The organism is Williamsia sterculiae, assembly GCF_900156495.1.
Taxonomy (GTDB): Bacteria; Actinomycetota; Actinomycetes; order Mycobacteriales; family Mycobacteriaceae; genus Williamsia_B; species Williamsia_B sterculiae.
On sequence record NZ_FTNT01000006.1, the window covers coordinates 1 to 13,252 of the forward strand.

Genomic DNA, 13,252 nt, shown 5'->3' on the forward strand with positions numbered 1-13,252 from the left:
CGTGAAAATCGGCATCCGGAACATCGTCATACCCGGCGCCCGCAAACACACCACCGTCGTCACCATGTTCACCGCACCCAAAATGGTGCCCAACCCCGACACCGCCAACCCCAGAATCCACAAATCCGCACCCGCCCCCGGCGAATGCACCGCATCCGTCAACGGCGTATACGCCGTCCACCCGAAATCCGCCGCCCCACCCGGCGTGATGAACCCCGAGATCACAATCGTCGACCCGAACACGAACAACCAAAAACTGAACGCATTCAACCGCGGAAACGCCACATCCGGCGCCCCGATCTGCAACGGCAACACCACATTCGCGAACCCGATCACGATCGGCGTCGCATACATCAACAACATCACCGTGCCATGCATGGTGAACAACTGATTGAACTGCTCCGTCGACAAAAACTGCATCCCCGGATGCGCCAACTCCGCACGCATCAACAAGGCCATCAACCCACCGATCAAAAAGAACACAAAACACGCGACCAAATACATGATCCCCAACGTCTTGTGATCCGTCGTCGTGACCATCTTGTACACAAACGAACCCTTGGCCCCCGACCGCGCCGGAAACGGCCGCTCCGGCACCACCGACACCGGCTGCTCAACAGCTGTCACGAATCCTCCTGCCGCAGCGGCCCGAGCTGGGGCCACGTGTGAACCTTCGTCGAGTGCGATGGTAGCCCCTCGGCCGACCTCCGACCGCGTGGGTCCTACACAGCGTCGTAAGACCGCGGCGAGGGCGTGGGCACCTCGGTGAGCGCGATCTCAGGTGTTAGCGTTGTCGGGTCGTCATCGCCCCGCCGCCATCCCTCGGACCGGGGTCCATGCAGGTCAGAGCCCGTCGGAGTTCCGAGCGAACCCGGCGGCCGAGAGAACAACAGGTCGAGAGAACACTCAGGTGAAGTCGTCGTCGTCACGCAGCCGGACCGGGATGGCGGCGCTGTCCGGTCTCGTCGCACTGCTGCTGGTCACCGGTACCGCGTGCGGAGCCGACTCCGCGCGACCGGCGGGTGAGGAGTCCATATCGATCACCCCCACCAAGATCGCCGGCGCGAACTACGTGGCCCCCGCTCGTGATGTCGACTCGAGTTGCCTCGCGCCCGCCCCGGTGGAGGACGCCGTCGACCCCGCGCGTATCGCGGTGACCGATCCACGGCTGCTCGACGATATCTGCGCCCTCGGGTTGCAGAGCAAAGTGGTCGCCGTGGTCGCAAAACCCGGGGCCATCCCCACCTATCTGGGCCGGTCGGTGAGTTCGCTGCCGACCATCGGGTCACCCGCCGACGCCATCCGCGCCGCGGCCGCCCGCCCCGACGTGGTGGTGGGCGACGAGGGTGCGGCATCCCCCTTCGGATCGGCGCGCACGGTGTCGGTGGATCCGAACGCTTCGTGGCAGGACCGCTTCCGTGCGGTCGCCGAGGGTCTGGGTCGTCGCGGCGCCGCGGATCAACTACTGGCCGACTTCACCGCCAAGGCGAAGTCGATCGGTAAGGGCATCGACGCCACCCACAGCCAGGCCTCGTTGGTGCGATTCGGCACCGACTCCGAGACCCTGATGGGCACGTCGTCCTTCGCCGGGCAGATCCTGGCCCTGATGGGTGTTCAACGACCCGCCACCCAGCGCGCACCCGGCGACGCCGTGGTCACCCCCGACACCTTCGACGGCGCCGACGCCGACATCATCTACATCGCCTTCGACAGCCCCGCAGGTGAGAAGCACGGGACCTCGGTGATGCGTAGCGACCGCTGGCTCGACATGGGTGCACCGTCGTGGCAACGCACCTTCGTCGTCGACGACCCGATCTGGTTCACCGCATCGGGCCCGACGGCGGCGCGCTGGGTGATGCTCGACGTGCAGCAGTCCCTCAACGGTTTCTCGGGCTGACCTGCGCCGTCGCCGACCGAGGCCGGCGTGGATCACGACGAACGAATGGGTTAAACCCGCCCTGACCTCAACGGTTCTCATGCACAGATGCGCACCGGAGCATCGAGGGCATGACTGTCACCGATGAACTCCTCGCCAACAACGCCGACTACGCGAGCACTTTCGACGGACCGCTGCCGCTGCCGCCGAGCAAGCACGTCGCCGTGGTCGCCTGCATGGACGCCCGACTCGACGTCTATCGCATCCTGGGTCTGCACGACGGCGAGGCCCACGTGATCCGCAACGCCGGCGGGGTCATCACCGACGACGAGATCCGCTCGTTGGCCATCAGCCAGCAACTGCTCGGCACCACCGAGATCATCCTGATACACCACACCGACTGCGGGATGCTCACCTTCACCGACGACGGCTTCAAGGCGGACCTGCAGAAGGAGATCGGCGTCAAACCGGCGTGGTCGGCGGAGTCGTTCAGCGACCTCGACGACGACGTCCGGCAGTCCATCAGACGCATAGAGAACAGTCCGTTCGTCACCAAGACCACCTCACTGCGCGGGTTCGTGTTCGACGTCGCCACCGGACGCCTGAACGAGGTCACCGCCTGATCGACGGTCGAATCGGTCGACACGCGGTCCGAGTCGGCCGGACCTGCGGTAGACCTGTGAGCGTGACAGTCGACTTGGAGACGGTGACCGTCGAGCGCCATGGACCGGTCACCGCCATCGGAATCAACCGACCCTCGGTGCGCAACGCCGTCGACCGACCCACCGCCGAGGCACTGGCGGAGGCCTTTCGTACCTTCGACGACGACCCGAACGCATCGGTGGCGGTGCTGTTCGGACACGGCGACACGTTCTGCGCGGGCGCCGACCTCACGGCTGTCGCCACCGGCACCCCCAACCGCGTCGCGCCCGACGGTGACGGTCCGATGGGTCCGACGCGGTTGCGTCTCGGCAAACCGGTGATCGCGGCGGTGTCGGGGTATGCGGTGGCCGGCGGCCTGGAGTTGGCCGTCTGGGCGGACCTGAGGGTCTGCTCCGACGACGCGGTGTTCGGCGTGTTCTGTCGCCGCTGGGGCGTCCCGCTGATCGACGGCGGAACCGTCCGACTGCCCCGACTCATCGGCGAAGGTCGTGCACTCGACCTCATCCTCACCGGACGCGCGGTCGACGCGGACGAGGCGTTGTCGATGGGATTGGCCGACCGGGTGGTCCCGCGCGGCACCGCACTCGACGCGGCCATCGCCCTGGGCGAGCAGATCGCGGGATTCCCGCAGACCTGCCTGCGTCACGACCGACTCTCGACCATGGACAGCGCGGGCCTCACCGAAGAGCAGGCGCTGGCGGTCGAACACGAACACGGCATGATCTCGTTGTCCGCCGATGCAGTGAGCGGCGCAACGGCTTTCGTCGGCGGTGCGGGCCGACACGGAGCCACCAGCCGTCCCGACCGTGACGGCTGAGGGTTGCTCACCGCACGCGATCACCGACCGCGCGCTCCCTCTACGATGAGTCGCATGGCGACGACGATTCCCGACGGTTACTCCGACCTGTTCGAGCGTCCGGTGGTGGGAGTGCTGGCCACGGTCTCCCCCGACGGTGTTCCGAACGCGAGCCCGATGTGGTTCATCTGGCAGGACGGGTTGCTCCGGTTCACCCACACCAGCACCCGGAAGAAATACCGGAATCTACAGGCGAACCCCAACTTCTCCTTCGTGGTCACCGATCCGGACAACCCGTACCGCTACCTGGAGGCGCACGGGCAGCTCGAGTCCGTCGAGGAGGATCCCGCGGGCGCATTCTTCGTGCTGCTGGGTCAGCGGTACGGCAACCCCGACACCGAGCCGCCCGCCGATTCGGCGGACCGGGTGATCCTGAACCTGCGACCGGAGCAGTTCACCCGGAAGTAGTCGAACCGTCGGATCGACGTTCCACCAGCGCGGACAACGCCTGCGCGAGGGCGATTCGCTGGGCCGCGTCCAGTTTGTCCATGAGATGCGCTCGGATCGACAGGGCATGGGCGGGTCGCGCCGGTCGCAGAGCCGCCCGACCCGCGTCGGTGATCTGTACGGTCACCACCGCATCCGTGGCCTTCCGGGCCACCAGACCGCGCTTCTCCATCCGGGTGATCTGGTGCGACAGCCTGCTCTTGTTCCACCGCATCGACTGCGTCAGCTCCATCTGGCGAAGCGTTCCCCCGCCGAGGTCCACCAGCCGGGTCAGCACGCCGAACTCGGGTCCGGTGAGTTCCGACGCCATGTGGATATCCCGTTCCACCCCCGCGTTGACCGCCTCGCCTGCGAGCTTGAACGCATGCCAGAGCTCGAGTTCCGCCGGTGTGAGGGCTTGGTCGGTCGCCATCGACCCAGTCTAGGGAGTGCGGGTTGTCACGACAACCATCGCGAGTACTGTGGTTGTCATGACAACCACAGGCACAGTCGACAGTTCCACGGCCGCCATCGTGACCGGAGGATCTCGATCAATCGGCCGTGCGATCGCGCAACGCCTTGCCGCCGAAGGACATCCGGTGGTGGTCAATTACGCCAACGGCGCCGATGCGGCAGCCGAGACGGTCCGCACCATCGTCGATGCAGGCGGCAGGGCGACATCCGTGCGGGCCGATGTCGCATCGGCGACGGACATGGAGCGGTTGTTCGGTGCGGCCGCGTCGACCTACGGGCAGGTCGGCATCCTGGTGAACAATGCCGGGGTCAGCATTCTCGGCGAACTGGACGAGATGGCCGCGGACGACTACGACCGGGTCTTCGACGTCAGCGCGCGCGGCACCTACAACGGCCTACGCGCTGCCGCCGCACATCTCGCCGACCGTGGTCGCATCGTCAACCTGTCGAGTACGGCCGTCGCGGTGGCCACACCACGGATGGGTGTCTACCTGGCCGCCAAGGCCGCGGTGGAGACCTTCACCCGGGTGGCGGCCAAGGAGCTCGCCCCGCGCGGGATCACCGTCAACGCGGTGGCGCCGGGACTGATCCGATCGGCGATGTTCGCCGACGGCAAGACACCCGAACAACTGGCCGCGATCGAGAAAGCTGCGCCGGCCGCGCGACTCGGCGAGGTGGGCGAGGTGGCCGACGCCGTCGCCCTGCTCGTCGCACCCGAGGCGAGTTGGATCAGCGGGCAGGTCATCCGCGTCAACGGCGGTGCGGCGTGACACCCGGCACGCGCGGCCCGGTCAGAAGTCCCAGTCCTCGTCCTCGGTGTTGACCGCTTTGCCGATGACATACGAACTGCCCGAGCCGGAGAAGAAGTCGTGGTTCTCGTCCGCGTTGGGTGACAACGCCGACAGGATCGCCGGGTTCACGTCGGTCTCGTCCCGTGGGAACATCGCCTCGTACCCGAGGTTCATCAGCGCCTTGTTGGCGTTGTAGCGGAGGAACTTCTTGACATCCTCGCTCAGCCCGACCTCGTCGTAGAGGGTCTCGGTGTAGTCGGTCTCGTTGTCGTACAACTCGAAGAGCAACTCGAAGGTGTAGTCCTTGAGTTCCTGACGCCGCTGCGGGGACTGCACCTCGAGACCGCGCTGGTACTTGTAACCGATGTAGTACCCGTGCACCGCCTCGTCGCGGATGATCAGCCGGATCAGGTCGGCGGTGTTGGTCAGCTTGGCGCGGCTCGACCAGTACATCGGCAGGTAGAAGCCGGAGTAGAAGAGGAACGACTCCAGCAGCGTGGAGGCGACCTTGCGCTTGAGTGGGTCCTCGCCGCGGTAGTAGTCCATCACGATGCGCGCCTTGCGCTGGAGTTCCTCGTTCTCTTCCGACCAGCGGAACGCCTCATCGATGTCCCTGGTGGAGCAGAGGGTCGAGAAGATCGAGCTGTAGCTCTTGGCGTGCACCGACTCCATGAACGCGATGTTGGTCAACACCGCCTCCTCGTGCGGGGTGGTGGCGTCCGGAATCAGCGACACCGCACCGACGGTGCCCTGGATGGTGTCGAGCAACGTGAGCCCGGTGAACACCCGCATGGTCAGCTGCTTCTCGACCTCGGTCAACGTGTTCCACGAGGGGATGTCGTTGGACACCGGCACCTTCTCGGGCAGCCAGAAGTTGCCGGTGAGGCGATCCCACACCTCGGCGTCCTTCTCGTCGGGGACGCGGTTCCAGTTGATCGCCGACACCCGGCTGACGAGTTTGATGGGCGCGCCGTCGGCGGGGCTGTGCGTACCTGCGGTCATGGGTGGTCGCCTCCTGGAGCGAGGTGGTGCGGTCGGTCCGTGCTGACAGAGATGTCGGTGGTGACGCGGATGTCGGTGGTGACAGGGATGTCGGGCGCGGGTTGGGCGGTGTTCATGAGATGTGGATCAGGTCGAGGATCGCGGCGGCGGTGTCCGTGTCACCGACGACGTCGAGGTCGGCGAGGGAGCGCCGGTGATACACCGCCAGCGCGAGGTCCGATGCCGCAGCGCGCACCGCCGCGTCCGCCTTGGCGTGCTCGCGGCGGTATTCGAAGCCGGTGGGTGTGACCGTCCAGAACCACTCGGTGTCGTGGGTCACGTCGTCGTCGGTGCCGTGCAGATGCAGTGTGCGTCCGACGAGCTCCGATGGGACCCCGGGTCCGAGTTCGACGAACCGGGGCACGAACAGCGCCAACCACTCGTCGACGATGTCGGCGGCCTGCTCCACGTCGATGGTCCGCTGCTCCCCCGGTCGGGTGGCCGACTCCAGATCCCAGCGATGGATTGCGAGTTCGTTGGCCTGCCTGCGGTACCAGAACGTCGCCGGCCGCTCACCGACGAAGGTCTTCACCAGGTCGTCGGGCGAGCGATCAGCCAGTGCGGCGAGCAGTTCGTCGCGTCCGGCGACGTACCACGTCAGCACCTCGGCCCCGGTCGGCACCTCGATGGCAGACAGGCCGCGTCGGCGGTCGGCTCCGCTCACGCAGTCGGCCGCCCACCGGTGCACGGCACCGACGTGCCCGAGCAGATCGTGCACGGTCCACTCCGGGCAGGTGGGAACGTCGAGCCCCAGTGCATCGACGGCGGTGGCGGCGAGCGCGGAACCGTCGTCCTCGATCGCCGCCGACCACCGTTCGACGGTCATCGGTGTGGTCATCGCATCCGTCACCGGGTGGTCACAACATGCACGAGACACAGCCCTCGACCTCGGTGCCCTCCAGGGCCAGCTGGCGCAGCCGGATGTAATACAGCGTCTTGATCCCCTTGCGCCACGCGTAGATCTGCGCGCGGTTGACGTCGCGCGTGGTGGCGGTGTCCTTGAAGAACAGGGTGAGACTCAACCCCTGGTCGACGTGCTGCGTGGCCGCCGCGTAGGTGTCGATGATCTTCTCGTAGCCGATCTCGTACGCGTCCTGGTAGTAGTCGAGGTTCTCGTTGGTCATGTACGGCGCCGGGTAGTAGACCCGACCGATCTTGCCCTCTTTGCGGATCTCGATCTTCGCGGCCACCGGGTGGATCGAGCTGGTCGAGTGGTTGATGTAGCTGATCGACCCGGTCGGCGGCACCGCCTGCAAGTTCTGGTTGTAGATGCCGTCGCGCTGGACGGCCTCCTTCAGCTCATGCCAGTCGTCGCGGGTGGGAACGTCGATGTCCGCGTGCGCGAACAACTCCCGGACACGCTCGGTCTCCGGCAGCCACTCGCGCTCGAGGTATTTGTCGAAGAACTCGCCGGAGGCGTACTTCGACTTCTCGAAGCCGGCGAACGCCCGACCGCGTTCGGCGGCGATCCGGTTCGACGCCCGTAGCGCATGGAACAACACGGTGTAGAAGTAGATGTTCGTGAAGTCGACACCCTCGTCACTGCCGTAGTGGATCCGTTCGCGGGCGAGATACCCGTGCAGATTCATCTGACCGAGGCCGATGGCGTGGGAATCGTTGTTGCCCTGCTCGATCGAGGGCACCGAGGTGATCGCGGTCTGATCGCTCACCGCGGTCAGCCCGCGGATCGCGGTCTCGATGGTGTGCCCGAAATCGGGTGAGTCCATCGTCTTGGCGATGTTCAACGATCCGAGGTTGCACGAGATGTCCTTACCCACGTGCGAATACGACAGATCGTCGTTGAATCGCGACGGGGTGGACACCTGCAGGATCTCCGAGCACAGGTTGGAGTGGGTGATCTTGCCCGCGACCGGGTTGGCGCGGTTCACGGTGTCCTCGAACATGATGTACGGGTACCCGGACTCGAACTGCAACTCCGCCAGCGTCTGGAAGAACTCCCTGGCCTTGATCTTGGACTTGCGGATCCGCTTGTCCTCCACCATCTCGTCGTACTTCTCGGTGACGTTGATGTCGGCGAACGGCACGCCGTAGATGCGTTCCACGTCGTAGGGCGAGAACAGGTACATGTCGTCGTTGCGCTTGGCCAGCTCGAAGGTGATGTCGGGGATCACCACACCCAGCGACAGCGTCTTGATGCGGATCTTCTCGTCGGCGTTCTCCCGCTTGGTGTCGAGGAACCGATAGATGTCGGGGTGATGGGCGTGCAGGTACACCGCACCGGCTCCCTGACGCGCGCCGAGCTGGTTGGCGTAGCTGAACGAGTCCTCGAGCAGCTTCATGATCGGGATGACCCCGGAGCTCTGGTTCTCGATCTTCTTGATCGGCGCCCCGTGCTCACGGATGTTGGACAGCAACAAGGCCACTCCGCCGCCGCGTTTGGACAGCTGTAGCGCGGAGTTGATCGATCGACCGATCGACTCCATGTTGTCCTCGATACGCAGCAGGAAACACGAGACCGGTTCGCCGCGTTGCTTCTTGCCCGAGTTGAGGAAGGTGGGGGTGGCCGGCTGGAAGCGGCCGGAGATGATCTCGTCGACCAGGTGGCGGGCGAGTGCGGTGTCCCCGGCGGCCAGCGTCAGTGCGACCATGCAGACCCGGTCCTCGAACCGTTCGAGGTAGCGCTTCCCGTCGAAGGTCTTCAGCGTGTACGAGGTGTAGTACTTGAACGCCCCCAGGAACGTCGGGAACCGGAACTTCTTGCGGTAGGCGTGCGCGAACAGGTCGCGGACGAAGTCACGGTCGTACCGGTCGAAGACGTCGTCCTCGTAGTAGTTCTCCTCCACGAGGTAGTCGAGCTTCTCGTCGAGGTCGTGGAAGAAGACCGTGTTCTGGTTGACGTGTTGCAGGAAGTACTGGTTGGCCGCCTCGCGGTCCTTCTCGAACTGGATCCTGCCGTCCGCGTCGTACAGGTTGAGCATCGCGTTGAGCGCGTGGTAGTCCAGCTCACCCGGGACGTGACCGGCCGGATCGGAGTGCTGACCGGACTTGCTGGCGGAATTCTCCACACGCACTTCGGTCACTGGGGTTGCGGTTGGCGACACTGTGTTTGCTCCTGTGCGGTCCAGAATTGGTCGAGTCCGATGCGAACTCGTTCGACGTCGTCCACGGTGCCCATCAACTCGAACCGGTACAGGTACGGGACCTGACACTTGGCCGAGATGATGTCACCGGCGAGGCAGTAGTCCTCGCCGAAATTGGTGTTACCGGCCGCGATGACGGCACGCATCATCGCCCGGTTGTCGGGGTTGTTGAGGAAGGTGACGACCTGTCGGGGCACCGACCCGGCGGCACCCGGGCGCCTGCTCCCGCCACCGTAGGTGGGGGTGATCAGCACGAACGGACCGTCGACGGTGAGCGCCCGCGCATCACCGGTGACCGGGATCCGCACGGCGGGCAGTCCCAGCTTCGCGACGAAGCGGTGGGTGTTCTCCGAGACGCTGGAGAAGTACACCAACGTCGGTTGCGCCGCACTCCGCCGGGACGGCTCGACCACGGATGAGGTCATGGAGAACGGACCTCCGAACGGGGATGACGAAAGAGAACTGATCCGCCGTGCGACGGACGCGGTACCGCTGGTCAGGCTGCGGCGGTGGCGAGCGCCTTGATGCGGTCGGGACGGAAACCCGACCAGTGCTCGTCGCCGACCACGACGACCGGCGCCTGCAGATGCCCGAGCGCCATCACGTAGTCGCGGGCATCCGCATCCTCGCTGATGTCGATGACCTCGTAGCTCAGTCCCTGCTTGTCCAAGGCTTTGTAGGTCGCATTGCACTGGACGCAGGCGGGCTTGGTGTAGACGGTGATGCTCACTGGGGCGCTCCTTAGCGAATGCGGTTTCAGGCGATACATGCGGTGCAGACGACAGATGCGGCTGCGGGCACCTCCCCGACATCGCGGACGGCGTGGGCACCCCGTGCATCACGACCGTCGGGGCCGCCCGGGTTCGAGGAGGACGCATGGTGCGCACTCTGCCGTGTGGGTCTGACAGGCTTCCTCGCTTGTCGGTCCCGCGACAGCCGGTCCACCGCCGTTCCCGAGGGCTTCGGGAGGACGGACAACCGACCACATCCGGTCACGTCAGATCGTGATTCACCGACGTCTCCGAGAGCTTTGTGCTCTCGTCCTGTCGGTAGGCAAAACACTACACCTAGTGGCTGACATATGGTGGCGACACAACAGGTTGCGAATAACAATCGTGGTATTCGCAGGTCGGGAGGCCACCCCGGGCGTGTCGCAGGCGTGTCGCGGGCGCGTCGGAGCGGGTCGTTCAGACGCGAACCGGGGTCTGGTCCAGCAGTATGCGCACCGCCGCCTCCACCCGGTCGACGACCGTGGCGTTCCGGCGTGGATCGGTGGCGACGTCGGTCGGCCCCAGGCGGAGTTCGACCTCCTCGACGACCCGGCCACCGGCGATACCGACCGCTCGGCGCGTGTCGTCCTGCGACCACTTGCCACCGTGACGGCCCAGGGCCGCGCCGATGACCCCGATCGGCTTGTCGACCAGCGCCCCCGACCCGTAGGGCCGCGACAGCCAGTCGATGGCGTTCTTCAGTACCGCGGGGATGGTGCCGTTGTACTCCGGGGTGATCAGCAGCACGGCGTCGGCCGCCGCGACCGCCGTCCGCAGTCGGACCGCGGCCGCCGGTACGTCACCCGTGTCCACGTCCTCGTTGTAGAACGGCAGTTCGGCGAGGCCGTCGTGGATCTCCACGGCCACGTCCGGGGCGACAGCCTCCCGGGCGATCTCGGCGAGCTGCCGATTGATCAAATTGCTCCGCAGGCTCCCCACCAGCGCGACGATCGTGGTCATCTTCTCTCCGCTCTCTCGGTTCGGCGTTCTGTCGGTTCAGCGCATGTCGGCGGCACCGCCACACCGCATCGGACGTCGTCACGACAACTAACCGGACCGCAGTCCGGAATTATTCCCGTCGGCGCGGCCCTCGTCCGCACCTCCGGTTAGGCTCGACCGATGCCCACCGATCAGCCTCCGGACACGCGCCCGGGCCGCGGACCGCTGCCACGGTTCGACCTGAGCCCGGTCTCGGAGACGATGCGTGCCGACGCGATGCGCAACCGACAACTGTTGCTCGACGCGGCCCAGCAGCTGATCGACAACCAGGGGGCGGCGGCGGTCACCATGGACGCGGTGGCCAGGCAGGCCGGCGTCGGCAAGGGCACGGTCTTCCGTCGCTTCGGCAGCCGCACCGGGTTGATGCACGCGCTGCTCAATCACTCCGAGTCGGAGCTGCAACAGGCCTTCCTGAGCGGACCGGCCCCCCTGGGGCCGGGGGCGCCGCCACTGGACCGACTGCTCGCCTACGGGCGAGCGCGCCTGAAGATGACCGCCGCCCATCTGGAATTGCTGCTCGAGGCGGAGTCGACAGGCGCCGCCCGGTTCAGCCACCCGGTCAGCTCACTGTCCACGGCCCACGTTCGACTGCTGTTGCACGAGATGGGATTCCGCGAGGGACTCGAGGTGCTGGCTCTCGCCGTCCTCGCCCCACTACAACCGGCCGCCTACGAATACCTCACCGACGACATCCATGTCGGCTTCGAGGAGATCACCGCTCAGTGGGAGCATCTGGTCCGGGCGTTGATACCCGACGCCGTGGTCTGATCACGCCGCTCAGTTGCCCTGCGGTGGCAGCGTGGCGACCCGGCCGTCCGGGTCGGGCCCCATCCCGTCGTGGCTGACCAGAGCTCCGTTCCGGGACAGCGACGGACCCGCGGCCAGCAACGACACCATGGCCCAGGGCGCGCGCACCGGCTTGTCGCCCAGTCCCAGCACCTTGGCGGTGTCGGCATCGGCGATCCCGTAGCGAACCCCCGCATCGGAGACGTAGAACAGCGACTCGGCCCGGGTGCTGTCCGGCTCCGACCCCGTCAGCTGCACGAACTGGCCGGTTCCGGGAGGCACGTACACCTGGTCGGTCCCCTCACCCCCGCCGTCGGCCGTGGTCAGCGTCACCGGCGTGGCGCCGGAGGCCAGCGGGAGGCCACGTCCGATCAGGAACCTGGTCGAGGCATCCGCGTCGCGCTCCCGCGACCAACTCGAGCAGAGCACCGGATCAGCTGTGGGATCGGCAGGCTGCGGGGTGGACTGCGGGAAGTCGGCCACCGGCAGGGACTGCACGGTCCGCACTCCCGACAACGCGCCGGGTGCCACCGACACGACCTCGGCCGAACCGGAGGGGTCGGCGAGGCGCACGATGTCGGCGACCACCTGGCTGATCCGTTGCACTCCGCCGGAGAGCACCACGTAGTAGGACACCGCACCGTCGAGGCCGGGAACCTTGATGACCGAACCCACCGGGGCATCGCCGCGACCGAGTGGGCCAGGGGCTCCGCGACCGGCGATGACCGGCACGGTCAGCGGATCCACCTCGGTGAACGTGTTGAACAAGCCGGCGCTGATCGGGCGGGGCGTCTGACCTTCCAGGCCCAGACCACGTTGCACCGGAACGCTGCCGGTGTCGACGCGCGCCCGCTTGCCGTCGTAGATCAGATAGGTCTGTTCCGACCCGTCGGGCCGGACGAGCGCGGCGTCGGCGGGACCGGCGGCGCGGATCCCGGCGCCGAGCTCGGCGGGCGCGGTCGAGACCGTCTGGGTCACGGTGTCACCGCTGGTGGTGTCGCATACCGACCAGGTGGAATCCACGCCCGACCTCGGGCCCGGCAACGAGGCCGGGGCACCGGGGATCCCGAGCAGCGGCCCGCGTGGGTAGTTCGAGAGTTTGTTCTCCGCGACCGATTTCGGCGCTTCGTCGGATCCGGTGATCAGTCGCGCGGACGCGAGATTCAACACCGGGTGCAGGGTGTCACCCAGGACGACGAACAACGCACCGGATCCCTTGCCCAGGACGATCTTCGCATCCCCGACCGTGCCTTGGGGTTTGATGATCCCGTAGACCCCACAACCGCCGAGGACGAGAATGCCGAGGACGGTTCCCACCAGCAGCGCTCGCAGCTGGGATCGCATGGGGTCGTGCAACATCCGTACGTCGCGCCGGACCAACGCGTGTTCCAACCGACGCAACAGGAATCGGTAGCCGTTGACCTGTGCCCGCGTCGTCAGTGGTGCGGGCACCGCAACCCCCGTGCGTA

Annotated in this window: 15 protein-coding genes; 6 read left to right on the forward strand and 9 right to left on the reverse strand. The window is 66.4% G+C overall.

Annotation, left to right across the window (positions count from 1 at the left end; translation table 11 throughout):
- Nucleotides 1-627 (reverse strand): cbb3-type cytochrome c oxidase subunit I (locus BW971_RS10785; RefSeq protein ID WP_200799413.1); only part of this gene is annotated, 627 nt, incomplete at its 3' end.
- Between the two features lie 283 nt (nucleotides 628-910).
- Here BW971_RS10785 and BW971_RS10790 point away from each other — a divergent pair.
- The 4 genes from BW971_RS10790 (at nucleotide 911) to BW971_RS10805 (ending at nucleotide 3,803) form a co-directional block, all read left to right on the forward strand.
- Nucleotides 911-1,897, forward strand: coding sequence for an ABC transporter substrate-binding protein (locus tag BW971_RS10790; protein WP_234974354.1), 987 nt, complete (start codon nucleotides 911-913; stop codon nucleotides 1,895-1,897).
- A gap of 110 nt (nucleotides 1,898-2,007) precedes the next feature.
- Nucleotides 2,008-2,499, forward strand: coding sequence for a beta-class carbonic anhydrase (locus tag BW971_RS10795; protein ID WP_076479439.1), 492 nt, complete (start codon nucleotides 2,008-2,010; stop codon nucleotides 2,497-2,499).
- A 62-nt stretch (nucleotides 2,500-2,561) separates the two neighbouring features.
- On the forward strand, nucleotides 2,562-3,356 hold the full coding sequence (locus BW971_RS10800) for a crotonase/enoyl-CoA hydratase family protein (RefSeq protein WP_407701213.1): 795 nt from the start codon (nucleotides 2,562-2,564) through the stop codon (nucleotides 3,354-3,356).
- Between the two features lie 54 nt (nucleotides 3,357-3,410).
- Nucleotides 3,411-3,803, forward strand: coding sequence for a PPOX class F420-dependent oxidoreductase (locus BW971_RS10805; protein ID WP_076479441.1), 393 nt, complete (start codon nucleotides 3,411-3,413; stop codon nucleotides 3,801-3,803).
- Here BW971_RS10805 and BW971_RS10810 read toward each other — a convergent pair.
- The gene (locus BW971_RS10810; RefSeq protein ID WP_076479443.1) at nucleotides 3,790-4,254 is read right to left on the reverse strand and encodes a MarR family winged helix-turn-helix transcriptional regulator; all 465 of its coding nucleotides are present in this window, start codon (nucleotides 4,252-4,254) and stop codon (nucleotides 3,790-3,792) included. The two genes, BW971_RS10805 and BW971_RS10810, sit on opposite strands and share 14 nt — an antisense overlap.
- A gap of 58 nt (nucleotides 4,255-4,312) precedes the next feature.
- On the opposite strand from BW971_RS10810, the gene BW971_RS10815 reads away from it, so the two are divergent.
- Nucleotides 4,313-5,065: an SDR family oxidoreductase gene (locus BW971_RS10815; RefSeq protein ID WP_076479445.1), complete on the forward strand. Its 753-nt coding sequence runs from the start codon at nucleotides 4,313-4,315 to the stop codon at nucleotides 5,063-5,065.
- A 21-nt stretch (nucleotides 5,066-5,086) separates the two neighbouring features.
- On the opposite strand, the gene nrdF is transcribed toward BW971_RS10815, so the two are convergent.
- The 6 genes from nrdF to BW971_RS10845 all read right to left on the reverse strand — a co-directional run bounded on the left by nrdF (nucleotide 5,087) and on the right by BW971_RS10845 (nucleotide 10,958).
- Nucleotides 5,087-6,088 carry a class 1b ribonucleoside-diphosphate reductase subunit beta gene (gene nrdF / locus BW971_RS10820; RefSeq protein WP_076479447.1) on the reverse strand — a complete coding sequence of 334 codons (1,002 nt, stop codon included), beginning with the start codon at nucleotides 6,086-6,088 and terminating at the stop codon, nucleotides 5,087-5,089.
- Between the two features lie 112 nt (nucleotides 6,089-6,200).
- Nucleotides 6,201-6,965 (reverse strand): maleylpyruvate isomerase family mycothiol-dependent enzyme, encoded by a 765-nt coding sequence (locus tag BW971_RS10825; protein ID WP_234974355.1) that lies wholly within the window; start codon nucleotides 6,963-6,965, stop codon nucleotides 6,201-6,203.
- Between the two features lie 19 nt (nucleotides 6,966-6,984).
- Nucleotides 6,985-9,189: a class 1b ribonucleoside-diphosphate reductase subunit alpha gene (nrdE, locus tag BW971_RS10830; protein ID WP_076479449.1), complete on the reverse strand. Its 2,205-nt coding sequence runs from the start codon at nucleotides 9,187-9,189 to the stop codon at nucleotides 6,985-6,987.
- A complete protein-coding gene (nrdI, locus tag BW971_RS10835; protein ID WP_076479451.1) occupies nucleotides 9,165-9,653 on the reverse strand; it encodes a class Ib ribonucleoside-diphosphate reductase assembly flavoprotein NrdI in 489 nt (162 codons plus the stop codon). The genes nrdE and nrdI overlap by 25 nt, the downstream gene beginning before the upstream one ends.
- Before the next feature lie 71 nt (nucleotides 9,654-9,724).
- Nucleotides 9,725-9,958, reverse strand: a complete 234-nt coding sequence (locus BW971_RS10840) for a redoxin NrdH (protein ID WP_076479453.1) — start codon at nucleotides 9,956-9,958, stop codon at nucleotides 9,725-9,727.
- Between the two features lie 457 nt (nucleotides 9,959-10,415).
- On the reverse strand, nucleotides 10,416-10,958 hold the full coding sequence (locus tag BW971_RS10845; protein WP_076479455.1) for an NADPH-dependent FMN reductase: 543 nt from the start codon (nucleotides 10,956-10,958) through the stop codon (nucleotides 10,416-10,418).
- 159 nt (nucleotides 10,959-11,117) lie between these two features.
- On the opposite strand from BW971_RS10845, the gene BW971_RS10850 reads away from it, so the two are divergent.
- Nucleotides 11,118-11,765: a TetR/AcrR family transcriptional regulator gene (locus BW971_RS10850; RefSeq protein ID WP_083709734.1), complete on the forward strand. Its 648-nt coding sequence runs from the start codon at nucleotides 11,118-11,120 to the stop codon at nucleotides 11,763-11,765.
- Between the two features lie 9 nt (nucleotides 11,766-11,774).
- On the opposite strand, the gene eccB is transcribed toward BW971_RS10850, so the two are convergent.
- Nucleotides 11,775-13,235 carry a type VII secretion protein EccB gene (gene eccB, locus BW971_RS10855; RefSeq protein WP_076479457.1) on the reverse strand — a complete coding sequence of 487 codons (1,461 nt, stop codon included), beginning with the start codon at nucleotides 13,233-13,235 and terminating at the stop codon, nucleotides 11,775-11,777.
- Nucleotides 13,236-13,252 lie beyond the last annotated feature (17 nt).

What these genes read in the sequence shown, in the direction of transcription:
- BW971_RS10795 (WP_076479439.1), top strand. Translation starts at nt 2,008, where the DNA reads ATGACTGTCACCGATGAACTCCTCGCCAACAACGCCGACTACGCGAGC.
- BW971_RS10805 (WP_076479441.1), top strand. Translation starts at nt 3,411, where the DNA reads ATGGCGACGACGATTCCCGACGGTTACTCCGACCTGTTCGAGCGTCCG.
- BW971_RS10810 (WP_076479443.1), bottom strand. Translation starts at nt 4,254, where the DNA reads ATGGCGACCGACCAAGCCCTCACACCGGCGGAACTCGAGCTCTGGCAT.
- BW971_RS10815 (WP_076479445.1), top strand. Translation starts at nt 4,313, where the DNA reads ATGACAACCACAGGCACAGTCGACAGTTCCACGGCCGCCATCGTGACC.
- nrdF (WP_076479447.1), bottom strand. Translation starts at nt 6,088, where the DNA reads ATGACCGCAGGTACGCACAGCCCCGCCGACGGCGCGCCCATCAAACTC.
- BW971_RS10825 (WP_234974355.1), bottom strand. Translation starts at nt 6,965, where the DNA reads ATGACCACACCGATGACCGTCGAACGGTGGTCGGCGGCGATCGAGGAC.
- nrdI (WP_076479451.1), bottom strand. Translation starts at nt 9,653, where the DNA reads ATGACCTCATCCGTGGTCGAGCCGTCCCGGCGGAGTGCGGCGCAACCG.
- BW971_RS10845 (WP_076479455.1), bottom strand. Translation starts at nt 10,958, where the DNA reads ATGACCACGATCGTCGCGCTGGTGGGGAGCCTGCGGAGCAATTTGATC.
- BW971_RS10850 (WP_083709734.1), top strand. Translation starts at nt 11,118, where the DNA reads ATGCCCACCGATCAGCCTCCGGACACGCGCCCGGGCCGCGGACCGCTG.